Annotated in this window: 25 protein-coding genes; 2 read left to right on the forward strand and 23 right to left on the reverse strand. The window is 26.6% G+C overall.

Annotated elements, in window-relative coordinates:
• Positions 1–52: 52 nt before the first annotated feature.
• The 8 genes from holA to HMPREF0216_RS14345 all read right to left on the reverse strand — a co-directional run bounded on the left by holA (position 53) and on the right by HMPREF0216_RS14345 (position 8298).
• Entirely contained in the window at positions 53–1084 is a 1032-nt protein-coding gene (gene holA / locus HMPREF0216_RS14310; RefSeq protein ID WP_005215729.1) for a DNA polymerase III subunit delta, read from the reverse strand.
• 16 nt (positions 1085–1100) lie between these two features.
• Positions 1101–2798: a ComEC/Rec2 family competence protein gene (locus tag HMPREF0216_RS14315; RefSeq protein WP_005215731.1), complete on the reverse strand. Its 1698-nt coding sequence runs from the start codon at positions 2796–2798 to the stop codon at positions 1101–1103.
• Between the two features lie 89 nt (positions 2799–2887).
• A complete protein-coding gene (locus HMPREF0216_RS14320; RefSeq protein WP_005215733.1) occupies positions 2888–3280 on the reverse strand; it encodes a proteasome assembly chaperone 4 family protein in 393 nt (130 codons plus the stop codon).
• Between the two features lie 223 nt (positions 3281–3503).
• On the reverse strand, positions 3504–3824 hold the full coding sequence (locus HMPREF0216_RS14325; protein WP_005215734.1) for a hypothetical protein: 321 nt from the start codon (positions 3822–3824) through the stop codon (positions 3504–3506).
• A gap of 41 nt (positions 3825–3865) precedes the next feature.
• Positions 3866–4276, reverse strand: coding sequence for a YbaN family protein (locus HMPREF0216_RS14330; RefSeq protein ID WP_005215736.1), 411 nt, complete (start codon positions 4274–4276; stop codon positions 3866–3868).
• Between the two features lie 65 nt (positions 4277–4341).
• Entirely contained in the window at positions 4342–4641 is a 300-nt protein-coding gene (locus tag HMPREF0216_RS14335; RefSeq protein WP_005215738.1) for a nitrous oxide-stimulated promoter family protein, read from the reverse strand.
• A gap of 185 nt (positions 4642–4826) precedes the next feature.
• Positions 4827–6497 (reverse strand): amino acid ABC transporter ATP-binding/permease protein, encoded by a 1671-nt coding sequence (locus HMPREF0216_RS14340; protein ID WP_005215739.1) that lies wholly within the window; start codon positions 6495–6497, stop codon positions 4827–4829.
• Between the two features lies 1 nt (position 6498).
• On the reverse strand, positions 6499–8298 hold the full coding sequence (locus HMPREF0216_RS14345; protein WP_040420105.1) for an ABC transporter ATP-binding protein/permease: 1800 nt from the start codon (positions 8296–8298) through the stop codon (positions 6499–6501).
• A 164-nt stretch (positions 8299–8462) separates the two neighbouring features.
• Between HMPREF0216_RS14345 and HMPREF0216_RS14350 the strand changes: the two genes are divergently transcribed.
• Positions 8463–9266, forward strand: coding sequence for an EcsC family protein (locus HMPREF0216_RS14350; protein ID WP_005215742.1), 804 nt, complete (start codon positions 8463–8465; stop codon positions 9264–9266).
• Between the two features lie 98 nt (positions 9267–9364).
• Here the strand turns inward: HMPREF0216_RS14350 and HMPREF0216_RS17520 are convergent, their stop codons facing one another.
• The 14 genes from HMPREF0216_RS17520 to HMPREF0216_RS14415 all read right to left on the reverse strand — a co-directional run bounded on the left by HMPREF0216_RS17520 (position 9365) and on the right by HMPREF0216_RS14415 (position 20416).
• Positions 9365–9649 carry a DUF2325 domain-containing protein gene (locus HMPREF0216_RS17520; RefSeq protein WP_005215743.1) on the reverse strand — a complete coding sequence of 95 codons (285 nt, stop codon included), beginning with the start codon at positions 9647–9649 and terminating at the stop codon, positions 9365–9367.
• 39 nt (positions 9650–9688) lie between these two features.
• Complete coding sequence (locus HMPREF0216_RS17225; RefSeq protein WP_187116567.1) at positions 9689–10291, reverse strand: DUF3793 family protein; 603 nt, start codon at positions 10289–10291, stop codon at positions 9689–9691.
• Between the two features lie 46 nt (positions 10292–10337).
• Positions 10338–10754 carry a flavodoxin gene (locus tag HMPREF0216_RS14365; protein WP_005215745.1) on the reverse strand — a complete coding sequence of 139 codons (417 nt, stop codon included), beginning with the start codon at positions 10752–10754 and terminating at the stop codon, positions 10338–10340.
• Positions 10755–10944: 190 nt separating this feature from the next.
• On the reverse strand, positions 10945–11103 hold the full coding sequence (locus HMPREF0216_RS16870; protein ID WP_005215746.1) for a DUF1540 domain-containing protein: 159 nt from the start codon (positions 11101–11103) through the stop codon (positions 10945–10947).
• Between the two features lie 116 nt (positions 11104–11219).
• The gene (spoVAE, locus tag HMPREF0216_RS14370) at positions 11220–11600 is read right to left on the reverse strand and encodes a stage V sporulation protein AE (RefSeq protein WP_005215747.1); all 381 of its coding nucleotides are present in this window, start codon (positions 11598–11600) and stop codon (positions 11220–11222) included.
• Between the two features lie 18 nt (positions 11601–11618).
• On the reverse strand, positions 11619–12638 hold the full coding sequence (gene spoVAD / locus HMPREF0216_RS14375; protein ID WP_005215748.1) for a stage V sporulation protein AD: 1020 nt from the start codon (positions 12636–12638) through the stop codon (positions 11619–11621).
• A gap of 18 nt (positions 12639–12656) precedes the next feature.
• Positions 12657–13133: a stage V sporulation protein AC gene (spoVAC, locus tag HMPREF0216_RS14380; protein WP_040420108.1), complete on the reverse strand. Its 477-nt coding sequence runs from the start codon at positions 13131–13133 to the stop codon at positions 12657–12659.
• 147 nt (positions 13134–13280) lie between these two features.
• Positions 13281–14039, reverse strand: coding sequence for an RNA polymerase sporulation sigma factor SigF (sigF, locus tag HMPREF0216_RS14385; RefSeq protein WP_005215750.1), 759 nt, complete (start codon positions 14037–14039; stop codon positions 13281–13283).
• Between the two features lie 9 nt (positions 14040–14048).
• Positions 14049–14480, reverse strand: coding sequence for an anti-sigma F factor (gene spoIIAB, locus HMPREF0216_RS14390; protein WP_005215751.1), 432 nt, complete (start codon positions 14478–14480; stop codon positions 14049–14051).
• A 15-nt stretch (positions 14481–14495) separates the two neighbouring features.
• Complete coding sequence (gene spoIIAA / locus HMPREF0216_RS14395) at positions 14496–14831, reverse strand: anti-sigma F factor antagonist (protein ID WP_005215752.1); 336 nt, start codon at positions 14829–14831, stop codon at positions 14496–14498.
• Positions 14832–15146: 315 nt separating this feature from the next.
• Complete coding sequence (locus HMPREF0216_RS14400) at positions 15147–17447, reverse strand: AAA family ATPase (RefSeq protein ID WP_040420110.1); 2301 nt, start codon at positions 17445–17447, stop codon at positions 15147–15149.
• Positions 17448–17631: 184 nt separating this feature from the next.
• Positions 17632–18306, reverse strand: coding sequence for a deoxyribose-phosphate aldolase (gene deoC / locus HMPREF0216_RS14405; protein WP_005215755.1), 675 nt, complete (start codon positions 18304–18306; stop codon positions 17632–17634).
• 100 nt (positions 18307–18406) lie between these two features.
• Positions 18407–19453, reverse strand: a complete 1047-nt coding sequence (locus tag HMPREF0216_RS14410) for a DNA polymerase IV (protein ID WP_040420112.1) — start codon at positions 19451–19453, stop codon at positions 18407–18409.
• Between the two features lie 9 nt (positions 19454–19462).
• Positions 19463–20416 carry a DUF4003 family protein gene (locus tag HMPREF0216_RS14415; RefSeq protein WP_005215757.1) on the reverse strand — a complete coding sequence of 318 codons (954 nt, stop codon included), beginning with the start codon at positions 20414–20416 and terminating at the stop codon, positions 19463–19465.
• 224 nt (positions 20417–20640) lie between these two features.
• Here HMPREF0216_RS14415 and HMPREF0216_RS14420 point away from each other — a divergent pair, with 224 nt between their 5' ends.
• Positions 20641–21951 carry an aspartate kinase gene (locus tag HMPREF0216_RS14420; protein WP_005215759.1) on the forward strand — a complete coding sequence of 437 codons (1311 nt, stop codon included), beginning with the start codon at positions 20641–20643 and terminating at the stop codon, positions 21949–21951.
• Positions 21952–22024: 73 nt separating this feature from the next.
• On the opposite strand, the gene HMPREF0216_RS14425 is transcribed toward HMPREF0216_RS14420, so the two are convergent.
• Positions 22025–22363 carry an arsenate reductase family protein gene (locus HMPREF0216_RS14425; RefSeq protein WP_005215760.1) on the reverse strand — a complete coding sequence of 113 codons (339 nt, stop codon included), beginning with the start codon at positions 22361–22363 and terminating at the stop codon, positions 22025–22027.
• Between the last annotated feature and the right edge of the window lie 45 nt (positions 22364–22408).

A 22408-nucleotide genomic window follows, 5' to 3' on the forward strand; every position in this document is an offset into this window, starting at 1 on the left:
TAATTATGTTTCTAAAAAATATAATTTTATTTACATACTATTTACATATTTATTATTTAACCATAAATGTTTTAAACAACATAAGCTCCATTTCCATTTGTTTTTCTCCTGAAGATGATTTAAGCTTAGTTTCTGTATCTACACAAATTTTTATAAGTTCACTTAATTGTTTGGGACTAAACTTCGATGCTTGATTCATTAATTTTTCACATACAAACTGAGGAAGTCTATATTTAGACATAAAGAAATCTAATCTTTTTCCCTTACTCATATAAACTTTAATTTCATATAATCTTTTAAAATGATTTCCGATAGATGATATTATAAGCATGTGTTGATCTGCCTTAAATAATAACTCATCTAAAAGATCTAAAGCCTTTTCAACTTTTCTAGTTGATATGTATTCTACTAAATCAAAAATATCATCTTCACTCTTATTTTGAATTAACTTATCTATATCTTCTTTAGTTATTTCTCTTCCCATTGCATAACAATCTATCTTATCAATTTCTCTTTTTATAATATCAAAATTATTTTGTATTTTATCAGCAAAATATTTTAATTGTATCTTTCCTATATTTCTTCCTCTTTCTTTAAATAAATCCTCTATTTTCTTATAATACTTATCTTTTTTTAACTTATCACAATGAACTACTTTTATATATTTATCTAATGTAGATAACTTTTTATTTTTTTTAGGCGTATCTCTTTTATCATTAAATACATAATACATTATAAGCACAGTGTGACTAGGTAAGTTCTTAATATACTTAGATATTTCACTATATGTTTTTGCTGCTTCTTTATCTGCCTTATCTTTTAAAAAATTAGCTCTATAAACTAAAACTACTTTTCTATCACCAAAGAAAGGTAAAGTTTCACATGCATTTTCTATTTCTTCAAAAGTCGTTGTTAATCCATCTAACTTTGTAAAATTTAAATCTATAAAGTCCTTTTCTACAACCTTATTTATAATTGAATCAACACTTATTTTAATAAGTTCCTCATCTAATCCACAAAAGACATACCCATTTGCCACATCATTCTTTTTTAGTTCATTTTCAAGTACATCTATATTTATCAATATTTATTACAACTCCTTATCTACCTTTTAAAAATTTATCATTAAGTATTATTATTTCCTCTATATCGCCTTTTCTGAAATCTATTATATCATATTCCCAATCTATTTTTTCATAATTTACTAATAGCAAATATTTATTATTTGTTGTGTATAAAATATAATTCTTCCCTTGACCATTAATTACAAATTCATTTGCTATATTAATCCTATTAACTTTTCTAACTATTTTATCTGCTAATGTTACTCTTTTTAACTTTTCAGTGTCTACATAGTCACTAGTTTCTATTAGCACTCTATTACCTTTATAACTTACGAGAAGTGCTCCATCTTTATAATATCTTATTTTTAGAAATGGTGAGTAAATTAGCACAAGTATATATATTGCTATGATAAGAGGATAATATAAAAATCTTTTAAAACCTCTTTTGTAATAATAGTAAGTTGTAAGTATTGCAATATAAAAATATGCCACGCTGTAATGTAAATACAATAATTCTAAACCAATATTATTAATTTTATACATTATAAAATCTATTATTTTAATTATATAATTGCATAAATAGAGGCAATAATTAAATATTGGTATAATCATTTGAATTACCAACAGCACATTTCCCAATATAACTAAAATAACTATAAAGGGAACTACTAACATATTACCTAAAATAAAACTAATTGATACCTCTCCAAAGTATAAAACTAATATTGGCAAAGTAAATACTTGTGCACATAAAGATATTGATACTGTATCTCTTATTTTATTAGGTAGTTTATATAATTTTTTGTTTAAATCTTTATTAAAAAGTATTATACCTAATGTGGCCAAAAATGATAATATAAACCCTAGCCCAAACACTTCATAAGGCCGTATAAGGAGTATTATTATGCCTGCTAATGATAAAGCTGCTAATGAGTTATATGTCTTTCTTAAAACCACTCCAAAGCTCATAATAAATATCATTATATATGCTCTTACAGATGATGGTGGTGCCCCTGTAAATAAAACATATATAAAAGAAATAATTAAACTCATCTTAATACCAAATATTTTTGATAAAACACTAAAAATTAATGATAAATGTAATCCTGATACAGATATAGCATGAGATATTCCTAATTCCCCCATAATATCTCTATCCTCTTCGCCTAATTCACTCTTATAACCAAATGCAACAGATGTAATAAGTGCAGCTTTTCTATTTCCTAATTTTTCTTCTATCTTTTTAAATATTTTCTCTCTTTCTTTATATAAAGTACTAATGAAATCATCTTGTTTTATTTTATAGAAATTTATTTTATATTCTCCTATATATCCTTTAATTATATTGTTATCTTTACTAAATTCACCCTTAGCAAGTATTTTTTGACCAACCTTTATTTCATTATTTATATTATATAAATTTACGTTTCTACCATTGATTTTGCCTTTACCATAATAATTTTTCACTTCAATAATCCTTATTTCTTCAATATTATCTGGAATATACTGATAAAACCATATATTATTGAATATAAAAATAGTAAAAAATAATATTAATATTATCGCTATATAATTTCCTTTAAGCTTAAATATAAATATAAAAAAACTGCTAACAACAAAAATTGCCAACAGTTTATTTTTACTATACATTTCATAACATATAGATGCTAATATAGATACAACAAAAATATATATTAATGGATTATTAAAGCTTTTTTCAGTACATAGTTTCATTTGGCATCACCCCTATTGTAAGCCTTGCCAAAGTTTTATTATTATAATCAAATCTTAATATAAATATTTAATAAATTCATGCTATTTTTTTAACTAATAAGCTTATCCCACAAACCTTTAAATTTATCTATAAATTCTTCTGTTGCTTTATTAACCAAATCTACAAATGTTCTTATTTCCTTTAATGTGATATTATCTTTATGGATTCCACAACTTACAACCACACTTGAATTAAAACTCGTAGAAATCTTTTTAGCAACAGGCATTACTATCTCATCTTCCTTTTGCCCTGTAACAGTTAAAAGTGATACAGACACACTTGTTTTTTCATTCTCTGAGAAATGTTCTCTTGGAACAGCTAACGCTATAGCCCCTATATGAGGTTTATCTCCACCTAATATAGATATATTCATATCATTTCCCATCTTAACTACAATAAAAGTAACCTTTAAATCTTCTGTACTCTTTTCAATTTTTATCATACTTTCTCCTTATATATAAAAAAATATGGTACATAAATTCATTACATACCACGCTTTATTGATTTCCATATATCATTTATATTATTTACTTTTTAATTTATATATAAACATTAAAGTTACTATCTATTTTTAATATTATAGTTTTGGCCTTAAATTTTAAAAGGTACTATTAACTTTTTGTGCATAAAAAAAGACTTTACATTAAAGCAAAGCCTATTAAAAACTATAAAAATTTAATTGCTATTGGTAAGTATACAAAAAACGATATTGTAAATATAATATGAAGCTTTTTATATAACTTGTAATTTTTCTTCATAATAGCTCCAGTTACTCCAATAGCAGCCATAATAGCCGCAAAACCTATATATTTTATAAATCCTTCTTGTCCAATTCTTAAAATTAATTCAGCAATCATTGCAGCTACTGAAATTACACCTAAAAATATATGTGTTTTTACGTATACTTTTCTTTTTACCTTAAATAATTTTAATATATAATAAACTAATAATGATAAACAAAAAAACATTGATGATATTCTTTCCATTGTCACTACTCCCTACTCTTTCTTTGTAAATTTTTATTAAGCTATATACCTCTAGCAGCTTCCATAGCTCTTTTTTCTTCTGGACTAATAGTTTTAACCCTAAATGTAAAGTAATATAATTTAACTATTATTAATATGATAATTGTTATTCTCATAGGTAACACATCTACTAATATTAAAGGAAAAGCTAACATACAGTTTACAAAACTTAGTAAAACAACTTTTTGCTTTAGCGTCATAGCTCTTTCTTTAACAAAACTTTCTAAATGCTTTTTATAAAGCTTTGTATTTATAAACCAATTATGAAATCTTTCTGAACCCTTTGCAAAGCAATATGATGTTACTAATAAAAATGGTGTAGTTGGTACTACAGGTAATATCACTCCTATAAGCCCTAATCCAAGCGCTATAAACCCTAAAGTTATATAAAAATATTTTTTTACTTTATTCATGTTTACTCCCCTTTTAAATACTAATTTTTTGTATTTTCTATTAATCAAATTTCTATTAAAAAATCCTATTTATTTAACGCATGTCTTACTAATTCAACTGGATTGTATATTATAAGCCTTGGTCCTGAAAACTTCATTACTTCTTTAATTTTTACTTTCATGTCTTTCTTATAACAATGTATAGGGCATCTTGAACAAGTTGATTTATTTTCACCAAACTTACAAAAACTTAATCGCTTATTTGCATATTCTAATAGTTCTTTACACTCTTCACATAGTTCATCTTTTTTATTCCCATGTTTTTTTTGACAATATATATCTATCATCAATTTAATAGTCTTTTTCTCCCTATCAATTCTTCCCATTTTAATTTATCTCCTATAAATATTAACTTTCTCAAATATAAGCGATAATCATTATCACTTAATATTGATAAAAAAAGCTTATGTTTAATTTAAGAATTTGAAGTGTCGAGTTTATGGATCAAATATATATTTGATCTTCAGTAGAAAATTTCTACCATAAACTCTACACTCCTAATTGCTAACCCTTAATTTAATACAAGCTTACTATTTTCTAGCTTATAAGTCTTATTACAAACTGCTGTTGTTGATTTTCTATGAGATATAAGAACTATTGTCTTATCTTCACAGTTTTCCTTTATAGATTTTAATATTTCACCTTCATTTAATGTATCTAAATTACTTGTTGGTTCATCTAATATTAAAACATCTCCATCAGCTAAAAATGCTCTAGCTAGTCCTATTCTTTGTTTTTCACCTGAAGAAAGGTTTCCACCTAACTCTCCTACTTTAGCTTCATATCCATTAGGTAAAGTTTCTATAAAGTCATGTATAGATGCCATTTTAGCAGCCTTAATTACATCTTCCTTAGTTGCCTTTGGATTTCCTATCTTTATATTATCAAGTATTGTTTCATTAAATAGATATGTTTCTTGGCTAACTAATGTTTGACTATTTCTAAGTGATTTTGTAGTAACATTTTTAATATTTTTATTATCAATATTAATTTTTCCTTCATTTACATCCCAAAATCTCATCATAAGCTTAACAAATGTACTCTTACCTATTCCACTTTCACCTATAAGAGCAATTTTATCTCCTCTTTTTATGTGAACTGATGTATTATCAAAAATCTTTTCTTTTCTATTTGGATAAGAGAATGTTACATTATCATACGCTATTGATTCACCACTTACAGCATGTCCTTCTAAAATTTCCTCTACATGTGGCTCTTCATCCATTAAATCAAATAATCTCTCTGCACATGCAAATGTTTGAAGTAATGTATTTGAAAGATTACTTAATGCAACTACTGGTCCAAATGATGATGCTATTATTACTATTCCTACAAGCATCCATGTAAATGATATATTTCCCATTGAATATTGTGCAAATCCAACTCCAACAAAAGTTAATATTGCAATCATTATAGTTAAGTCTGTAATAGCTCTTATTATACCTTCATGTTCTTTAATCTTATCAAGGCTTTTATTTATTCTATGTGATTTTGAATTTATTTCTTTTAATCTTTCATCACCTGCTTTAAATAATAATACTTCCTTTAATCCTCTTAAAGAATCAAGTATATAGTTATTACATTCACCAAACATATTTCTATATTGAACCCCAGCTTCCTTACCTAAGCTAGAAGAAGCATATGGTATTACAAATCCAACAATTAAGAAGAATATAACTGATAATACTCCAAACCATGGATTAATAATAAATAGTATTACTGAAATTATAGTATTTGTAATTATTGCAATTGATATTGGGGCTATTGTATGTGCATAGAAAACTTCTAAAAGCTCTATATCAGAAGTAATTAATGAAATAAGATTTCCTTTTTCTTGTCCTTCTAATTTTGCAGGAGCTAATTTTCTAAGCTTTGTAAATATTTTGTCTCTTAATATATAAAGTATTTTAAAAGCAATATAATGTCCTGATAATTGTTCAGCATATCTTAAGAAACCTCTTAAAAGTGCGCTTACTGCCATAACTATCATTGCACCAGTAAAGCTAACAAATGTAATATCTCCTATAAACGCGCCTATTGCAATTGCTCCAAAGCTAGCTATTGCAATTGCAGCTAAAAATCCAACAACACCCATACTTATAGTTATTGCCATAATTGGGGCTAATGGTTTTAACTCAACTATTAATCTCTTCATTATTTGGAAGCCTGATCTTCTTTTCATATTAGCAAACCTCCCTTATCATTTCTAATTCATTTTGCTTATTAACCATATTATAATAATGAGATTCTTTACTCATTAATTCATCATGTGTTCCATTCTCAACTAAAATCCCTTTATTCATAACATATATGTTTTTCGCTTCTTTCACATTAGCTAATCTATGTGATATTACTAATACAGTTTTATCTTTAGAAAGTTCATAAATAGCTTCCCAAATGCTTTCTTCACTTTCTACATCTATATTAGACGTAGCTTCATCAAAGATAATCATTGGTCTATCTGCTAAAATTACTCTTGCTAATGCTAATCTTTGTTTTTGACCACCTGATAATGCACTACCTGCTTGCCCTACATCTGTTAGTAATCCATCTTTTAATCCATTTACAAAATCATATAATCTTGCTGTTTTTAACGCTTTTTCTAATTCTTCTTTAGTTGCATCTTTTTTAGCCATTAATAGGTTATCTAAAATGCTTCCATTAAATATATAACTATTAGTAGATACTAAAGCAATATTTCCATAAATATTATCCAATGATATATTTTCTATGTTAATATCATTTAATCTTATTTCTCCATTAGTTACTTTATGGTTATTTAATATAAGTGATGCAACAGTACTCTTACCAGAGCCACTTTCCCCTACTATTGCAACTAATCCACCTGGTGTAATTTCCATATTAATATTTTTTAATACTTGTCTTTCACCATCATAGCTAAAATCAACATTTTTTAATTCTACTTTTATTTCATTAAATTTAGTTTCTTCATTTGTATTAACATCTTTTTGTCTTTCTTCTGCATCTAAAATACCAAACATTCTATCACTTGCAGCCATTCCATTCATTGCTATATGGAAATATGAACCTAAAAGTCTAAGTGGTATAAAGAATTCAGATGAAAGTAATATTATTATAAGTAAGCTTCCTACTGGAATTTGTCCATTCTTAAATTGAATTAATGCAACTATTGTACCTGCTGCTGCTCCACCAAAAGCTACTAAATCCATTATTGTTATTGAATTAAGCTGCATACTTAAAACTTTCATAGTTATTTTTCTAAATTTTTCAGCTTCTTCATTCATCTTTACATGTCTTTCTTCATCAATATTAAATACTTTTAAAGTAGTTAACCCTTGAAGATTTTCTAAAAATGTTCCGCCTAAATCAGAATAAGATTTCCAATAATCTTTTAATATTCTTTTAGCAATTTTCATTATTGCTATTATTGATGCCGGTATAAGCGGTACACAAAGTATAAATACAAGTGCTGCTTTAAATGATATAAAGCTCATAAATATAAATAGCGTTACTGGCACTAGTAGTGCATAGAAAAATTGAGGTAAGTATTTACCAAAGTAAATTTCAAGCTGCTCTATTCCCTCAACTGATACTTGAACTACAGCTGATGTGCTTTCAACCTTCGTATATCCAGTTCCTAATTTTAATAATTTTTTGTAAATAAGTTCTCTTAATGTTACTCTTGCTGTTGCAGATGCTGCATTTGAAAATTTAGCATATAAAATATTACATGAATATCTAATAGCTAATAAAATTACTATTAATACACTGGCCGCTAACAATGATATATTTCCCCATATCTTAAAATCCATCATCGCTGCAAATATATTATTTCCATTAAGATTTAATCTTTCTCCAACATAAATCTTATTAATAAACTGTCCAATTAATATTATCGTAATTATATTACATAAAACAGAAATCCAATTTACTAATATAGTTAAACCTATATATTTTTTTGAATCTTCACAAAGGTTTATTAACCTTTTATTAATCATCATAAGTAATATCCCCCATTCCTTTTTTTGAACTAACATTCTAACTGATATTTGTTATCACTCTCATTAATATAACTTAATTGATAATTATTTTCAATACCTTCTTTGATAAAATTTTAATTTTTGTACTATAATTAATATAGAAGTTTATTTATGGAGAAATTAATATGAAAAAAAACAAAAATAATTTAATTCAAAAACAATTAATGGATATTTATAAAAAGGAAGCTAAATTACTAGAAGAAAAACCTCCTAGTTATATTAAAAATAAACTATCGCCAATTAAAGAGACATTAGAAGATAAAATTCCTGATAAATTACAATCAACATTAGAACTAGCTTTTGAAAAGGGATTTAAAGTAGTATTTGATAAAGGTGTAGGCCTAATAGAAAAAACCTACAATAGGGATAATATTAATATGGAATTTGATATAAACACTTATGCTATTGAAAAATATCCAACTAAGAGGAATTTTAAAAAAATAGATAAATCTGCAAATCGAAAAACTATGTTAAATAAATCAATAAGCGCTGTTGAAGGTACTGCTCTTGGTTTATTAGGAATAGGTCTACCTGATATTCCTATTTATATTGGTGTAATTTTAAAATCTATATATGAAATTAGTCTAAGCTACGGATTTAATTATAATTCACAAAACGAAAAAGCTTATATCTTAACTATAATCTGTGCTGCAGTAACATCTACAACTGAAAAAAAATACTACTTTGATAAATTAGATAAAATGGCTAATGAAATAGATGCTAATAAAAATCCTAATTATCAATTAGATGAATTATTAAAAGAAACCTCTAATAAAATCTCTACTTATATGTTAACTTCTAAATTTATACAAGGTCTTCCTTTAATCGGAGTTGTAGGAGGCGTAACTAATTTTAAAACTTTACAAGATATTAGTACTATAGCTAAACTTAAATATAAAAAGCGATATTTAAACAACCTTCAAATTTAATAAAAAAATTAACGGCTAAAATAAATTCTATTTATTTTAGCCGTTTATAATATTAACTACAAACATAATCACACTCTCAAATTTATATATTATTCTCTCTAATTATTTACTATATTTTTTAAAACTGTTTCTAATGAACTTACAGTACTATTATGGTTTCTTATAATTGTAATATTCTTTTTATCCGCTTCTTTTTTTGCTGTTCGTACTAATTTATGAGATACTACATCTGTTAATAATATAACTGCATCTGGACTACCTATCTTATCTCTTAATCCTGTTTCCATTTGTGTAAAAACCTTAGCTTTACAATTATATTTTTTACAGACTTTAATATAATCCTTACTCATTCTATCATGACCACCTACTATAACTATACTCATATTTAAACCTCCAATAACATTTTATATTTCCATTTGCTTTTACACTGATATTTTTTCATAATTCTTAATAAAATTTCGTATATTAAAAGCTATATTATGCGTTGAATCTCCACTTAATATATTATTAACTGCATGTTCTTTTACTTTATCATACTTATTAAAAATTTCTTTTGCATTGTTGAAGTTATTATATACCATCCAGTATCCACATACTAAACACTTCTTATTTGTACACCCCATGAAATCTTTTACATCTTCAAGCGGAAATCCTAAAAATACTCCTAATTCATGAGGACATTTAAATTTTTCATATCTTTCTTTTAGTTTATTTATATAACTTTCAAGATTATTTTCTTCTTCATAACCTAATTGAACTAAAAATTGTTTATTACTTTTATTAAAAATATAATTCTCTAACTCTTCTTTATCATATACCAATATTATTAATGCATCTTGTGATTCTCTTAACTCTACAAATTCAATATTTATAGATTTTAAAAATGATATTCCATATTTAATCCATTTATCATATAAATTATTATTTCCCTTTTTTAATGTTACGGTTGCTGATGGTTTTACTCCTGATATTACCAGAGAGGCATTGTAAATTAAAAATTTTTCAATGCACTCCCTATCTTCCATAATTGAAAGGCTTTTATAAAATTCAATTTGTTTCACTTTTGCTTTTTTAAGCCTTTGCTATACTCATTCCAAATTCAATACACTCAGAAGAATTATCCTCTGGTTCATATTGAATTATTAAACCATCATTTATTAAAGTGCAACCTAACGACTCTACTCTTTCCTGCCAATCTCTCATCCATTGACCATCTCCCCAGCCGTATGATCCAAATAAAGCAACCTTTTTCCCTTGAATCCTTGTTGATATTTCTTCCATAAAAGGTTCAAATTCACTTTCTTCTAAAACTTCATCTCCCATAGCAGGACAACCTAATATTACTACATCCTCATCATCAAAGATATTAACATTTGCATTAGAAACATTTATAACCTCTGCAGTCTTTCCTGTATTTATAATACCTTCCGCAATTAAATTTGCCATTTTTTCAGTGTTACCTGAATTTGAATAATAAATAATTTTCATTTCTCCCCCCTAATCAATATTGATATTCATTCTCAATTAATTATTATATTACATTACTCCTTTTTAATTGTCAATAGCCTATTAAAAATAATTTACAAATAAAGTTAGTTAAAATTTAATATATCTATTCTTTATTAATACTACAAAAAAATGAGATAATATTTAATATTATCTCATTCTTTTAAATTTGTTATTTTAATACAAATGATTGACAATCTGTACATTCAACAACTGTTGGATTTTGTTCATGAGTTCCAACTTGTATTGCATTTAATGTACAATAATTTTCTGAACATGCATGATGTTTGCATTGTTGTACACTACATTGTATACTAGGATTTTTTTCCATAATATTCACCTCCCTTAACAAATTACCCTATTAATTTTCCCTAATCTAAGCATATTATTCTATCTTCCGCACTTTTATATATTAAAACTTACTCATATAAAACTATATTTTTATTATCATTTCTTATCATATACTTCACCTATTGTTTTGTCTTTTGGATTAAATATAAGAGCCATTAAATATCCAAAAAATATTGCAGCTGTTATTCCTCCTGCTGCCCCTTTAATTCCTCCTGTAAAAGCTCCTATTAATCCCTCTTCTTTAACAGCCTTTATAGCTGCATCAGCTAAAGAATTTCCAAAGCTAGGTAATGGTACTGTTGCTCCAGCACCACCTATTTCTATAAGTTTATCATATATTCCAAATCCACCTAGTATTGCACCTAAAGTAACAAAAATAACTAATATTCTAGCTGGTGTTAATTTAGTAGTATCCATTAATATTTGAGCAATAACACATATTAAACCACCAACGATAAACGCACTTACATAATCCATAAAACTCTATTCCCCCTTCTATTTAAACTCAATAGCTACGGCATGAGCTATTCCTGGAATACTTTCACCTTGAAGTGAACTAGTTGTACTCATCAATGCACCTGTAGAAACCAATAACAAGCTTTTTATTTCTTTTTTCATAAGTTTTTTATAAAAATATCCACAAGTTACAACTGCTGAACATCCACATCCACTTCCACCAGCATCAGTTTTTTGTTCCTCATCGTTAAAAATCATATCACCACAATCTACATAATTATCTTTAACATCATATCCATACTCCAATAATAATTTAGTAGTTATATCTTTTCCTACCTTTCCAAGATCTCCTGTTGCTATAACATCATAATCTTTTGGTGTTCTTCCTGTATCCTTAAAATGATTATAAATAGTATCAACAGCAGCTGGTGCCATAGCAGCCCCCATATTATTTGTATCTTTTTCACCATAATCCTTAACAAGACCAGTAGTAACATAAGTTACTTCCGGATAATTTCCAGTTTTGCCTAGGACCATCGCTCCTGAACCTGTTACTGTCCATTGACATGTTGGACACCTTTGAGAACCATATTCTAGTGGAAATCTAAATTGTCTTTCTGCAGAACTAAAGTGTGATGAAGTAGATGCTACAACATAATTTGCAAACCCTCCATCTAAAAATAGAGATGCCATACTTAATGATTCAGACATTGTTGAACAAGCTCCATATAGACCTATAAAAGGTATATTTAATTCCCTTGCTGCAAAACCTGAAGATATTATTTGATTAAGTAAATCTCCCGCAAATAAATAATCTATTTTTTCTTCTGTTAACCCTGCACTACTTATTGCACTTTTAATTGCAGTGTACATCATTTCTGATTCAGCCTTTTCAAAACTATCCTTTCCTAAGGTATCATCACTTATTATTTGATGAAAATAATCTTTTAAAGGACCTTGCCCTTCTTTTGGTCCAACAATAGAATAAGTAGAAATTATTTTAGGTGGATTTTCTAACTTAATAGTTTGTTTTCCAACCTTTTTAACTTTTGTACTCATAAAAATTTTCCCTCCAATTTACACAATACCCCAAAGTCCAAGTATGTAATAAATTATTCCTATTATTACTGATGTGCCTATACCATATACTAATACAGGACCAGCTATAGTAAACATCTTTGCTGCTACACCAAAAACAAATCCTTCTTTTTTAAATTCAATAGCTGGTGAAACTACTGCATTAGAGAATCCAGTTATAGGTACTACAGTTCCTGCTCCTCCAAAAGTGGCAATTTTATCATACACACCTACCCCTGTTAATAATGCTCCTAAAAATATCATTATTATTGGTAGCCATGCTTTTGCTAATTCTTTATCTACACCAAACTTAATCATCATATTTAATATAAATTGACCTATAGTACAAATACTTCCTCCAACTAAAAAGGCCAATACTATATTTTTAAAATACTTTGGCTTTGGTTTCATCTCCTTTGAAAGTTGTTCATACTTACTTATTATCTTCTCTTCTTCATTCTTACTAAACTTACTCAAAAAAACCAATCTCCTTTCTTAATTAAATATAGTATTCCTCTAAAATAAAAAATAAATCACTAAAATAAAAATCTGCATTAAATAATAAAATTATTACTTAATGCAGATCTTAAATCTTTTATATTCTTTTTTGTCCATAGTTTATATTCATCCTTCTTCGAGTTGTTTTCTCATCTCACCTAATACTTTTTTTTCTATTCTAGATACTTGAACTTGACTTATTCCAAGCATTTTTGCAACTTCTATTTGAGTTTTATCTTTAAAATATCTTAATACTATAATTTGCCTTGATTTATTATCTAAATTTTTTAGAGCTTCTTTTAATGCAATTCTATCAGTTAAATTTTTATCTTCTACCGCATTTTCACTTAGCTTATCTATAAGTAAAACTGGAGAACCATCATCATGATGGATAACATCATATAAATATTGTAAACTTGCTGATGATTCTAATGCAAAGAGTATTTCTTCTTTATCAATCCCTGAATATTCAGCTAATTCTTCTATTGTTGGATTTCTATCTAATTTTTTAGTTAAATATTCTTTATCAAAATGTAACTTTTTAGCTAAACTTTTTACATTTCTGCTTACTTTAATTATTCCATCATCACGCAAAAATCTCTTTATTTCTCCTAGTATCATAGGAACTGCATATGTTGAAAATTTTACATTATATTTATTATCAAAATTTTTTATTGCTTTAACAAGCCCTATTGATCCTATTTGAAAAATATCTTCATACTCATAACCTCTGTTCATAAACTTTTTACAAACAGAGGTTACTAAAGGCAAATTCATTTCTATTACCTTATTCATCGCTTCAGAATCACCTTGTCTTGCTAATAAAATTAAGCGTGCGTTGTCTTCATAATTATATTCCTCTCTTTTTAGATTGCTACTCTCCATAAAATTCCCCTAACTTATAGCATTAAATTTCTTCTTCATAATAACGGTTGTACCACTTCCTTTATGACTTATTACTTCTAATTCATCCATAAATGTTTCCATAACGGTGAATCCCATACCTGATCTTTCTAATTCAGGTCTAGATGTATAAAGTGGCTCTCTTGCCTTATCAATATCATCAATTCCTGTTCCATGGTCTATAATAGCAATTGTTACCTCATTATCATGTAAAGATGCTTCTATTCTGATTATACCCATTTTTTTACTTTCATAACCATGAATTATAGAATTTGTTACTGCTTCTGATACTGCTGTTTTTACATCTGATATTTCTTCTATAGTTGGATCTAACTGAGCTACAAAAGCTGCTATGGCAACTCTTGCAAAACTCTCATTTTGAGATCTACTTTCAAATTCTATATTTACTTTATTTTCTCTCATCACTAAATCCCTCCATTACATACTTTCAACAGCTTCACTTACGCTACTGTACGAATTTATAATTTTATAAAGCCCTGAAAGTTTAAATACCTTATCTACTCTTTTATTTACGTTAACTACACATACTTTTCCATCTCTATTTTGTAATTTTTTAAATCTTCCTATTACTACTCCTATTCCTGAACTATCCATAAATGTTACTTCTTCAAAATCCATTATAACCTTTTGAATATTATCTCTTTCAATTCTATCATCAATCTTTACTCTTACTTCTTCAGCACTATGATGGTCTAATTCTCCAATAAAAAAAACAACTAATTTATCATCAATCTTATTAAATTTTAAAAACATAAAAATTAACTCTAAAACCTATTATTTAGAGTCAGCACCTCCATTCCCTTCTTTTTCCATAATTTTAACATATTGTATATTTTCTAGTCAATTAATTTATTGCATTATTGCTAAAACATACTTAAAAATAACGAAATTTAGTAAACAAAATGGTAAATAGAAATTAAGGTATTAAATTTATTTAATACTATGAATAAAAAGTGTTATTTATCTTCTATTCACTACTTAATTATCTATTTACCATAATAACAAATTCTATATACTTTATAATTAATTTACTCATAAACCTTAAAGTTATATTTAAAATTTAAGTTGTTAATTCTTTTCTTTATTTTTGTATTTTTCTATTTCTCTTTGAACCTCCTCATAAAACTGTTCTACACTTTCTCCATCATTTAATAACAATACTTCTATTGCATCATTTAAATTATCCATTGTATATATGTGAAAATCTCCATTTGCTATAGAATCTTCTACTTCTGATTTTAATATAATTTCATCCTTATTAGCTGAAGGTATTAATACACCCTTATTTTCTATAGTATCTATCATTTCACATACCTTAAAGAATCCTTCTATTTTTTCATTTACACCACCAATAGCTTGAACCTCTCCAAATTGATTTATAGAACCTGTTACTGCAATATTTTGTTTAATTCCTCTTTTACTTAATGCTGATAGTATACATATAATTTGTGCAACAGATGCACTATCTCCTTCTACCAATCCATATGTTTGCTCAAAGCTTAGATGAAAATCAACAGGTATTTCTTCATATGGATTTAATAAATTAGTTAATAATCCTTTTAATATACTAATGGATTTTTCATGTATTTTTCCACTTAAATTACTTTCTTTTTGTATATCAAAAATTCTACCTGTACCTTTATAAGCAACACAAGTAATTCTCATAGGTTTACCGAAAGTGCAATAACCACTATCTAATACTGCTAATCCATTTATTACTCCGACCTTTACTCCTTTTATATCAATAAGAATCTTCTTTTCTTCATATCCACTCATTACTTCTTTTTCTATAAGTTCCTCTTCATATACAGCCTCAATTACCTCTTTTTCAGTAATAAGCATATTACCTTTTTCTTTTGCAAAATTATTTGATAAAATTAATACTTTATCTATAAAATCATTTTCAATAAATAACTTTTGCCTATTACTACTCTTTCTACATAAATATTTAATGATTTCATTTATTCCATTATCACTTATGTTAAAAAGATTATCTTTTCTTATTTTTTCATTTATTATATTTTTAACTTCACTTAAAGAGTTATTATTAATTTTTATTATAGATGTAAATTCAGCTCTTAATGGGAATAATGATCTAAAGTCCTCATCTGAATTATATAAAATATCATAAGATTCATAATCACCAACTATTATAACTTTAACCTTTACCGGTATAGGATTTGGTTTTAGTCCATTAATATTTATAAATTCTAGATAGCTTTTATTTGTATCAAAAGATAGAGTATTTGATAATAGTATCTTTTTTAAATAATAATAGCTCATAGGATTTGATATTAATGAGTTTAATCTTAATATTAAACATCCCTCATTTGCTTTAAGTATGGATCCTGCATTTATAAGTGATATATTAGTTGTATACATTCCATTATGATTTTCATATTCTATAAGCCCAATTAAATTATTCAAATTAGGGTCTTCTTCGTATATTACAGGTGGTGAAAATACATTTGTATTATCAACTATAACTTTTACATCATATTTATTTAGAATTTCATATATTTCATTTTCATCATCCTCTATATTCATTGTATAGCACTCTATTATATCTTCTTCTATACAATTAAATAGTCTTTCTAAGTATTCATAAGAATCATCATCTGTAATAAATTCTAATAATGCGTCATCCTTTGCTTCCTCCATTTGTGTTGAAAGATATTTAGAATAAATCTTCTTTAACCTTTTTATTGACTTAACTTCAATTTCTTTTAATTCTTCTAAAATGGACTCTGCCTTTTTTTTAAGTGTACTAGCCTTTGCTACTATTACATTTTTATTTTCTTCTTCAAGGTTATCATATTCTTTTTCTGTCATAGCTTCATCACCACTTAATGGTATAAACGCAAAGCCTTTATTTGTAGCTTTAACCTCAAAGCCTTCATCTTTAGCCATTTTCATTAATTCATTTAAATAATTATTTCTCTTTGTTTGAATCTCCTCAACCAAATAGTCCTTTTCATCATTAGTAGAATCACTATAAAAATCATCAATTGCTTCTAAATAACTATTTTTTATATTATCTACAGCTTCTTTTAATTTATTTCCTTGTCCATTAGATACAAATATTGCTTCTGGCTTATTTATATCTTCTAAAGTGACATAACATATATCTCTAGGTGCTTCTAAATCTTTATATTTTTCTTCTACAAATTTAATAAGTTCATTTAACTTATCTCTTGAAAAAGTATCTATTAAATATAAATTGTACCCCTCTTTATCTATACTTAGTGCTCTTTCAATTTTCCTATATGCATTATTAAACTCAGAAATGCCCTTTGTTCCTTCTTTATCTTCATTGTCTGTTACTGATATTTTAAATTTTATTTCTGATGGAGTTAATTCTCTTTTCATAACCCTCCCCATTATAGGTAAAATCATTCTATTTTTTTATTGATTCACCTTTGATACAGTAGTATATATTATATTAATATTCTTATTAAATTATTTTAGGTAATATTTTTTAAAAAAGCTCTTATTTTTTATAAAATTTATTTGAAAACAAAAAAAAGAGCTAAAATAGCTCTTTTTTATTATATTAATAGTTTGAATTTGATTTTGTTCCTTCACAAATTGCAATTGATGCTGAAGCACCTATTCTTGTAGCTCCATTTTCAATCATAAGCTCTGCATCTTCTCTACTTCTAACTCCACCAGAAGCTTTAACTCCCATATCAGGTCCTACTGTTTCTCTCATTAATTTGATATCTGAAGCTGTAGCTCCACCTGTTGAGAATCCAGTAGAAGTCTTAACAAAGTCAGCACCTGCTTCTTTAGATAATTCACAAGCTATAACCTTTTCTTCATCTGTTAAAAGGCAAGTTTCTATTATTACCTTTGTTAATGCTTTTCCCTTAGCTGCATCTACTACTGCTTTTATATCATTTTTTACATATTCTAAGTTTCTTTCTTTTAACTTACCTACATTGATAACCATATCAACTTCAGTAGCACCTTTTGCAATAGCATCTGCTGTTTCAAACGCTTTAACTTCTGTTGTATTTGCACCTAAAGGAAATCCTATAACTGTACATACATCAACATCAGTTCCTTCTAAAACATTTGCTGCAACGCTAACCATCGCAGGATTAACACATACAGATGCAAAATTATATTCTACAGCTTCTTTACAAAGCTTAATAACTTCCTTTTCAGTAGCTTCTGCTTTTAATATTGTGTGGTCGATCATTTTAGCTATTTGTGCCTTATCCATATCTAATACCTCCAAAGTAATTTTATAGTAGCCCCTTATTATTATAATTGATATTTGTAGTATTTAAAAGATTTTTAAGTTATTTTTGTTAATATTGTCTTTAAAACAGTGTTAATTGTTCGGTTTTTTCTTCTCTTATACTAGAAACCGAAACTCCAATTAGCCTTATTCCACCTAAAAAATCCTCAGCTTCAATTATCTCTTTTACAACATTAAATATCACATCATAATCGTTTGTGTAATATCCTATAGTCCTACTCCTTGTATGACTTTCAAAATTGCTTGTTTTATATTTAACTGTTATAGTTTTTATAAATACATTCCTTCTTTTTAATTCTTCTCTTAACTCTATACAAAATGCATTTGCATAAGAAATAATCTCTTCTTTCTCTTCTGTATTAAATTTTAAAGTTGTTTCTCTTCCATAAGATTTTCTATCTCTATTAACTTTTAATTCTCTATTATCAATACCTCTTATCCTATCATATATTTCTAACCCCTGCTTACCAAAATACTCAACAAAAAATTCTTTAGGCATGGGGTATAAATCTTCTATTTTAAACATTCCCATATTATTAAGCCTTTTTACAGATTTTTCACCTAAACCATATATTTTTGATATAGATAATGGCTTTAATATTTCTGGAATCATATCCTTATTTATAATCATTATTCCATTTGGTTTATTCCAATCAGATGCAAGCTTTGCTAAAAATTTATTATAGGATATTCCAATGGATAAAGTTAATCCCAATTCACTGTATACTCTTTTTTTTATATAATTAGCTGCTTCTATTCCGCTTTTAAAATTACTATATGTTATATCTAAAAATGCTTCATCAATAGATAAAGGCTCTATTATAGATGTTACTTCTTTAAAAATATTAAATATTTTGTTTGATACTTCCTTATACCTAGAATATCTTACCTTAAGGTATATTCCTTGTGGACATAACTTTTGTGCAATAAAAATAGGCATAGCAGATTTAACTCCAAACTTTCTAGCTTCATAAGAGCAAGTAGATACAACTCCTCGTTCACTTACTCCTCCCACTATTACTGGTTTTCCTTTAAGTTTTTTATTATCATTTTGTTCAACAGATGCAAAAAAAGCATCCATATCCACATGTAAAATAATTTTATCCAAATCTTCCACCTAGTATACTACTTCTTCAAATATGCCCTTATTTTTACTGTTTATAAATGAAAAAATACCTTGTGCTAATAATTCATCTAAATATCTTTTTTTATTTGACATTGTACAAAAAGATACTATAACTATAGCAATAATAGTTCTAAAGCCTTTATCCATATAATACTCATATTCGCCTTCTTCATCACATAAATACTCAATTACTCCTTCTACTATATCTACATTTCTTCTTGGATTATGATTTGATAACACTCCAACTAAAGGTAGAAATTGATTTGCAATTTTTATATTTCTTTTTTGCAACTCTAATATAAATTGCATACTTCTATACATTTCTCCTGATGAACCATTTAAAATTATTGCATTTGCAAGACTTTGAACACCATTTTTAGATCTTATATTAGAATCTGCAATATGTTCAAAAATATTCTCAATAAAATCGTCTACAGTATCAGCGCCAATATTATTTATTACCCATAAAGCACATAATAAATAATCATCCTCATTAGTTATATTAGAATACTTTTCTTTTAAAAGTGTGTATACTTCTTTTATTTCCTTTACAAGTTCTCTTTTTTCTTTAACTCTACTATACTTACTTATAGTAAATGCAGTTAAAGCTAAATATGACCCTGAAATAAATCCTTCTTCTTCTAAAATCTCCATAGTATCATACATATCTTCTATAAATTCTTCTTGATTATCTCTATCAATTACCGCAATCATTAATGAAATTATATTTAACGCATCTCCCCTAAAAGGTGATAGTCTTGGTGTAGTAGCTTTAATATACTTTCTTATTTCCTTAACTCTAGCTACAGGTATTTCTCTTTCATAATGTGAAAACACTAATGATGCATAATGATTTATAATATCCCCATCGTTTCTTAAAGCTTCCTTTGCTAATCTGTAATTATCAATTGTAGTCTGTATTCTGTCAATCAGAAACTTGTCCATTTATTTATCTCTCCCCATAACTCTATAAAGCATAACTTATTTTTATTTGCTAAAAATAAAAATTTATTCACCTTTATTATACTATGGATTTGTGTCAATATTATATCATTTTTTAATGTAATTTTATTGATATTAAAGAATTTTATGGTTGTAGCTTTTGTCAATTTTTGTTACTATATTAATAATGCATATATTCAATATTTATTAATTAAGGGGGCAAAAAAATGAATATTATTGTAACTAAATTTGGTGGAAGCTCTTTAGCTGATGCTACTCAATTTAAAAAAGTAAAAAATATCTTAGAAGAAAATCATAACAGAAAATATATTATTCCATCTGCACCAGGTAAAAGATTTTCTAAAGATTTTAAGATAACAGACTTACTTTACCTTTGTCATGCACATGTAAAATCCAGTATACCTTTAGATGATGTATTCAAATTAATTGCTGAAAGATACAAAGGTATTGCTGATGAGCTTAACTTATCTATAGATTTAGAATACCACTTAAATATTATAAAAGAAAACATAGAAAATGGGGCTTCTATGGATTATGCAGCAAGTAGAGGTGAGTATTTAAATGGTTTAATCCTTGCAAATTATTTAAACATAGATTTTATAGATGCTAAAGATGTAATTAAATTTGATAACCATGGATCTTTAAATTCTGAAAAAACTTATAGTTTATTAAAAGACAAGCTTTCTACTTGTAAAAGAGCTGTAATTCCTGGTTTTTATGGTTCTAACGAAAATGGAGATATCGTCACCTTCTCTAGAGGTGGATCAGATGTAACTGGTGCTTTAGTTGCTGCTAGTTTAAATGTAGATTTATATGAAAACTGGACTGATGTTTCAGGTTTTTTAATGGCTGATCCTAGAATAGTTGAAAGTCCAAAAAAAATAAAAACCATAACTTATGGTGAACTTAGAGAGTTATCATATATGGGTGCATCTGTCCTTCATGAAGATGCAGTGTTTCCTGTAAGAAATGCGGGTATTCCTATCAATATTAGAAATACTAATAACCCAGAAGATGAAGGAACTCTTATTGTAAATGAAAAAGATATTCATACTAATACTATAACTGGTATTGCAGGAAAACAAAATTTCACTGTAATTTCTATAGAAAAAGCAATGATGAATTCTGAACTTGGTTTTTGTAGAAAAGTACTTACAATATTAGAACAGCATGGTATATCATTTGAAAATATGCCTTCTGGAATTGATACAGTATGTGTTGTTATTTCTGATGCTAACTTAAAAAATAAAACTAATATAGTTGTAGATGAAATTAAAAGATCCTGTAATCCTGATTCTATAGTTGTATATCCAAATATGGCTTTAATTGCAACTGTAGGTAGCGGTATGGCATATACCAAAGGTGTTGCTTCAAAAATCTTTACTGCACTTTCTGATGCCGATATAAATATAAGAATGATAGACCAAGGTTCAAGCGAAATTAATATTCTTGTTGGTATAGAAAATGAAGATTTTGAAAAAGGAATTAATGCTATTTATAAAGTGTTTAATAATTAAATTATACAATATTAATAAAAGTAGAGTTTAAATTACAATAGGTATAAACTCTACTTTTAATTTCTTAATTATTTTATTCCCAAGTTTTCCAAGTTTCTATAGCATATCCTACTGTAGCATCTTTCCCATTTCTTACTATTGGTGTCACGTAAAGCGATGGATTCTTTAAAAGTATTTCTTCTCTCATTTCAGAACTTCTTATTTTATCCATGTTTAATTTAGTATAATCTTTAGCTGATTTATTAATTAAATTTTCAAGTCCTACTACTTTTTTTACACTTTGTAATTCACCTTTACTTAAAGCTTTTTCTTTTAAATCTATAAATTGAAATTTAATTCTTCTCTCTTTAAAAAATCTTTCAGCTTTTTTCGTATCATTACACTTCTTTGTTCCAAAAATTTGTATATTCATTATTATTACTCTCCTATTAAATAATAAATATTATAACATAAAAAT

The sequence above is a fragment of the Clostridium celatum DSM 1785 genome, from assembly GCF_000320405.1.
In the GTDB taxonomy this organism is placed as follows: Bacteria; Bacillota; Clostridia; order Clostridiales; family Clostridiaceae; genus Clostridium; species Clostridium celatum.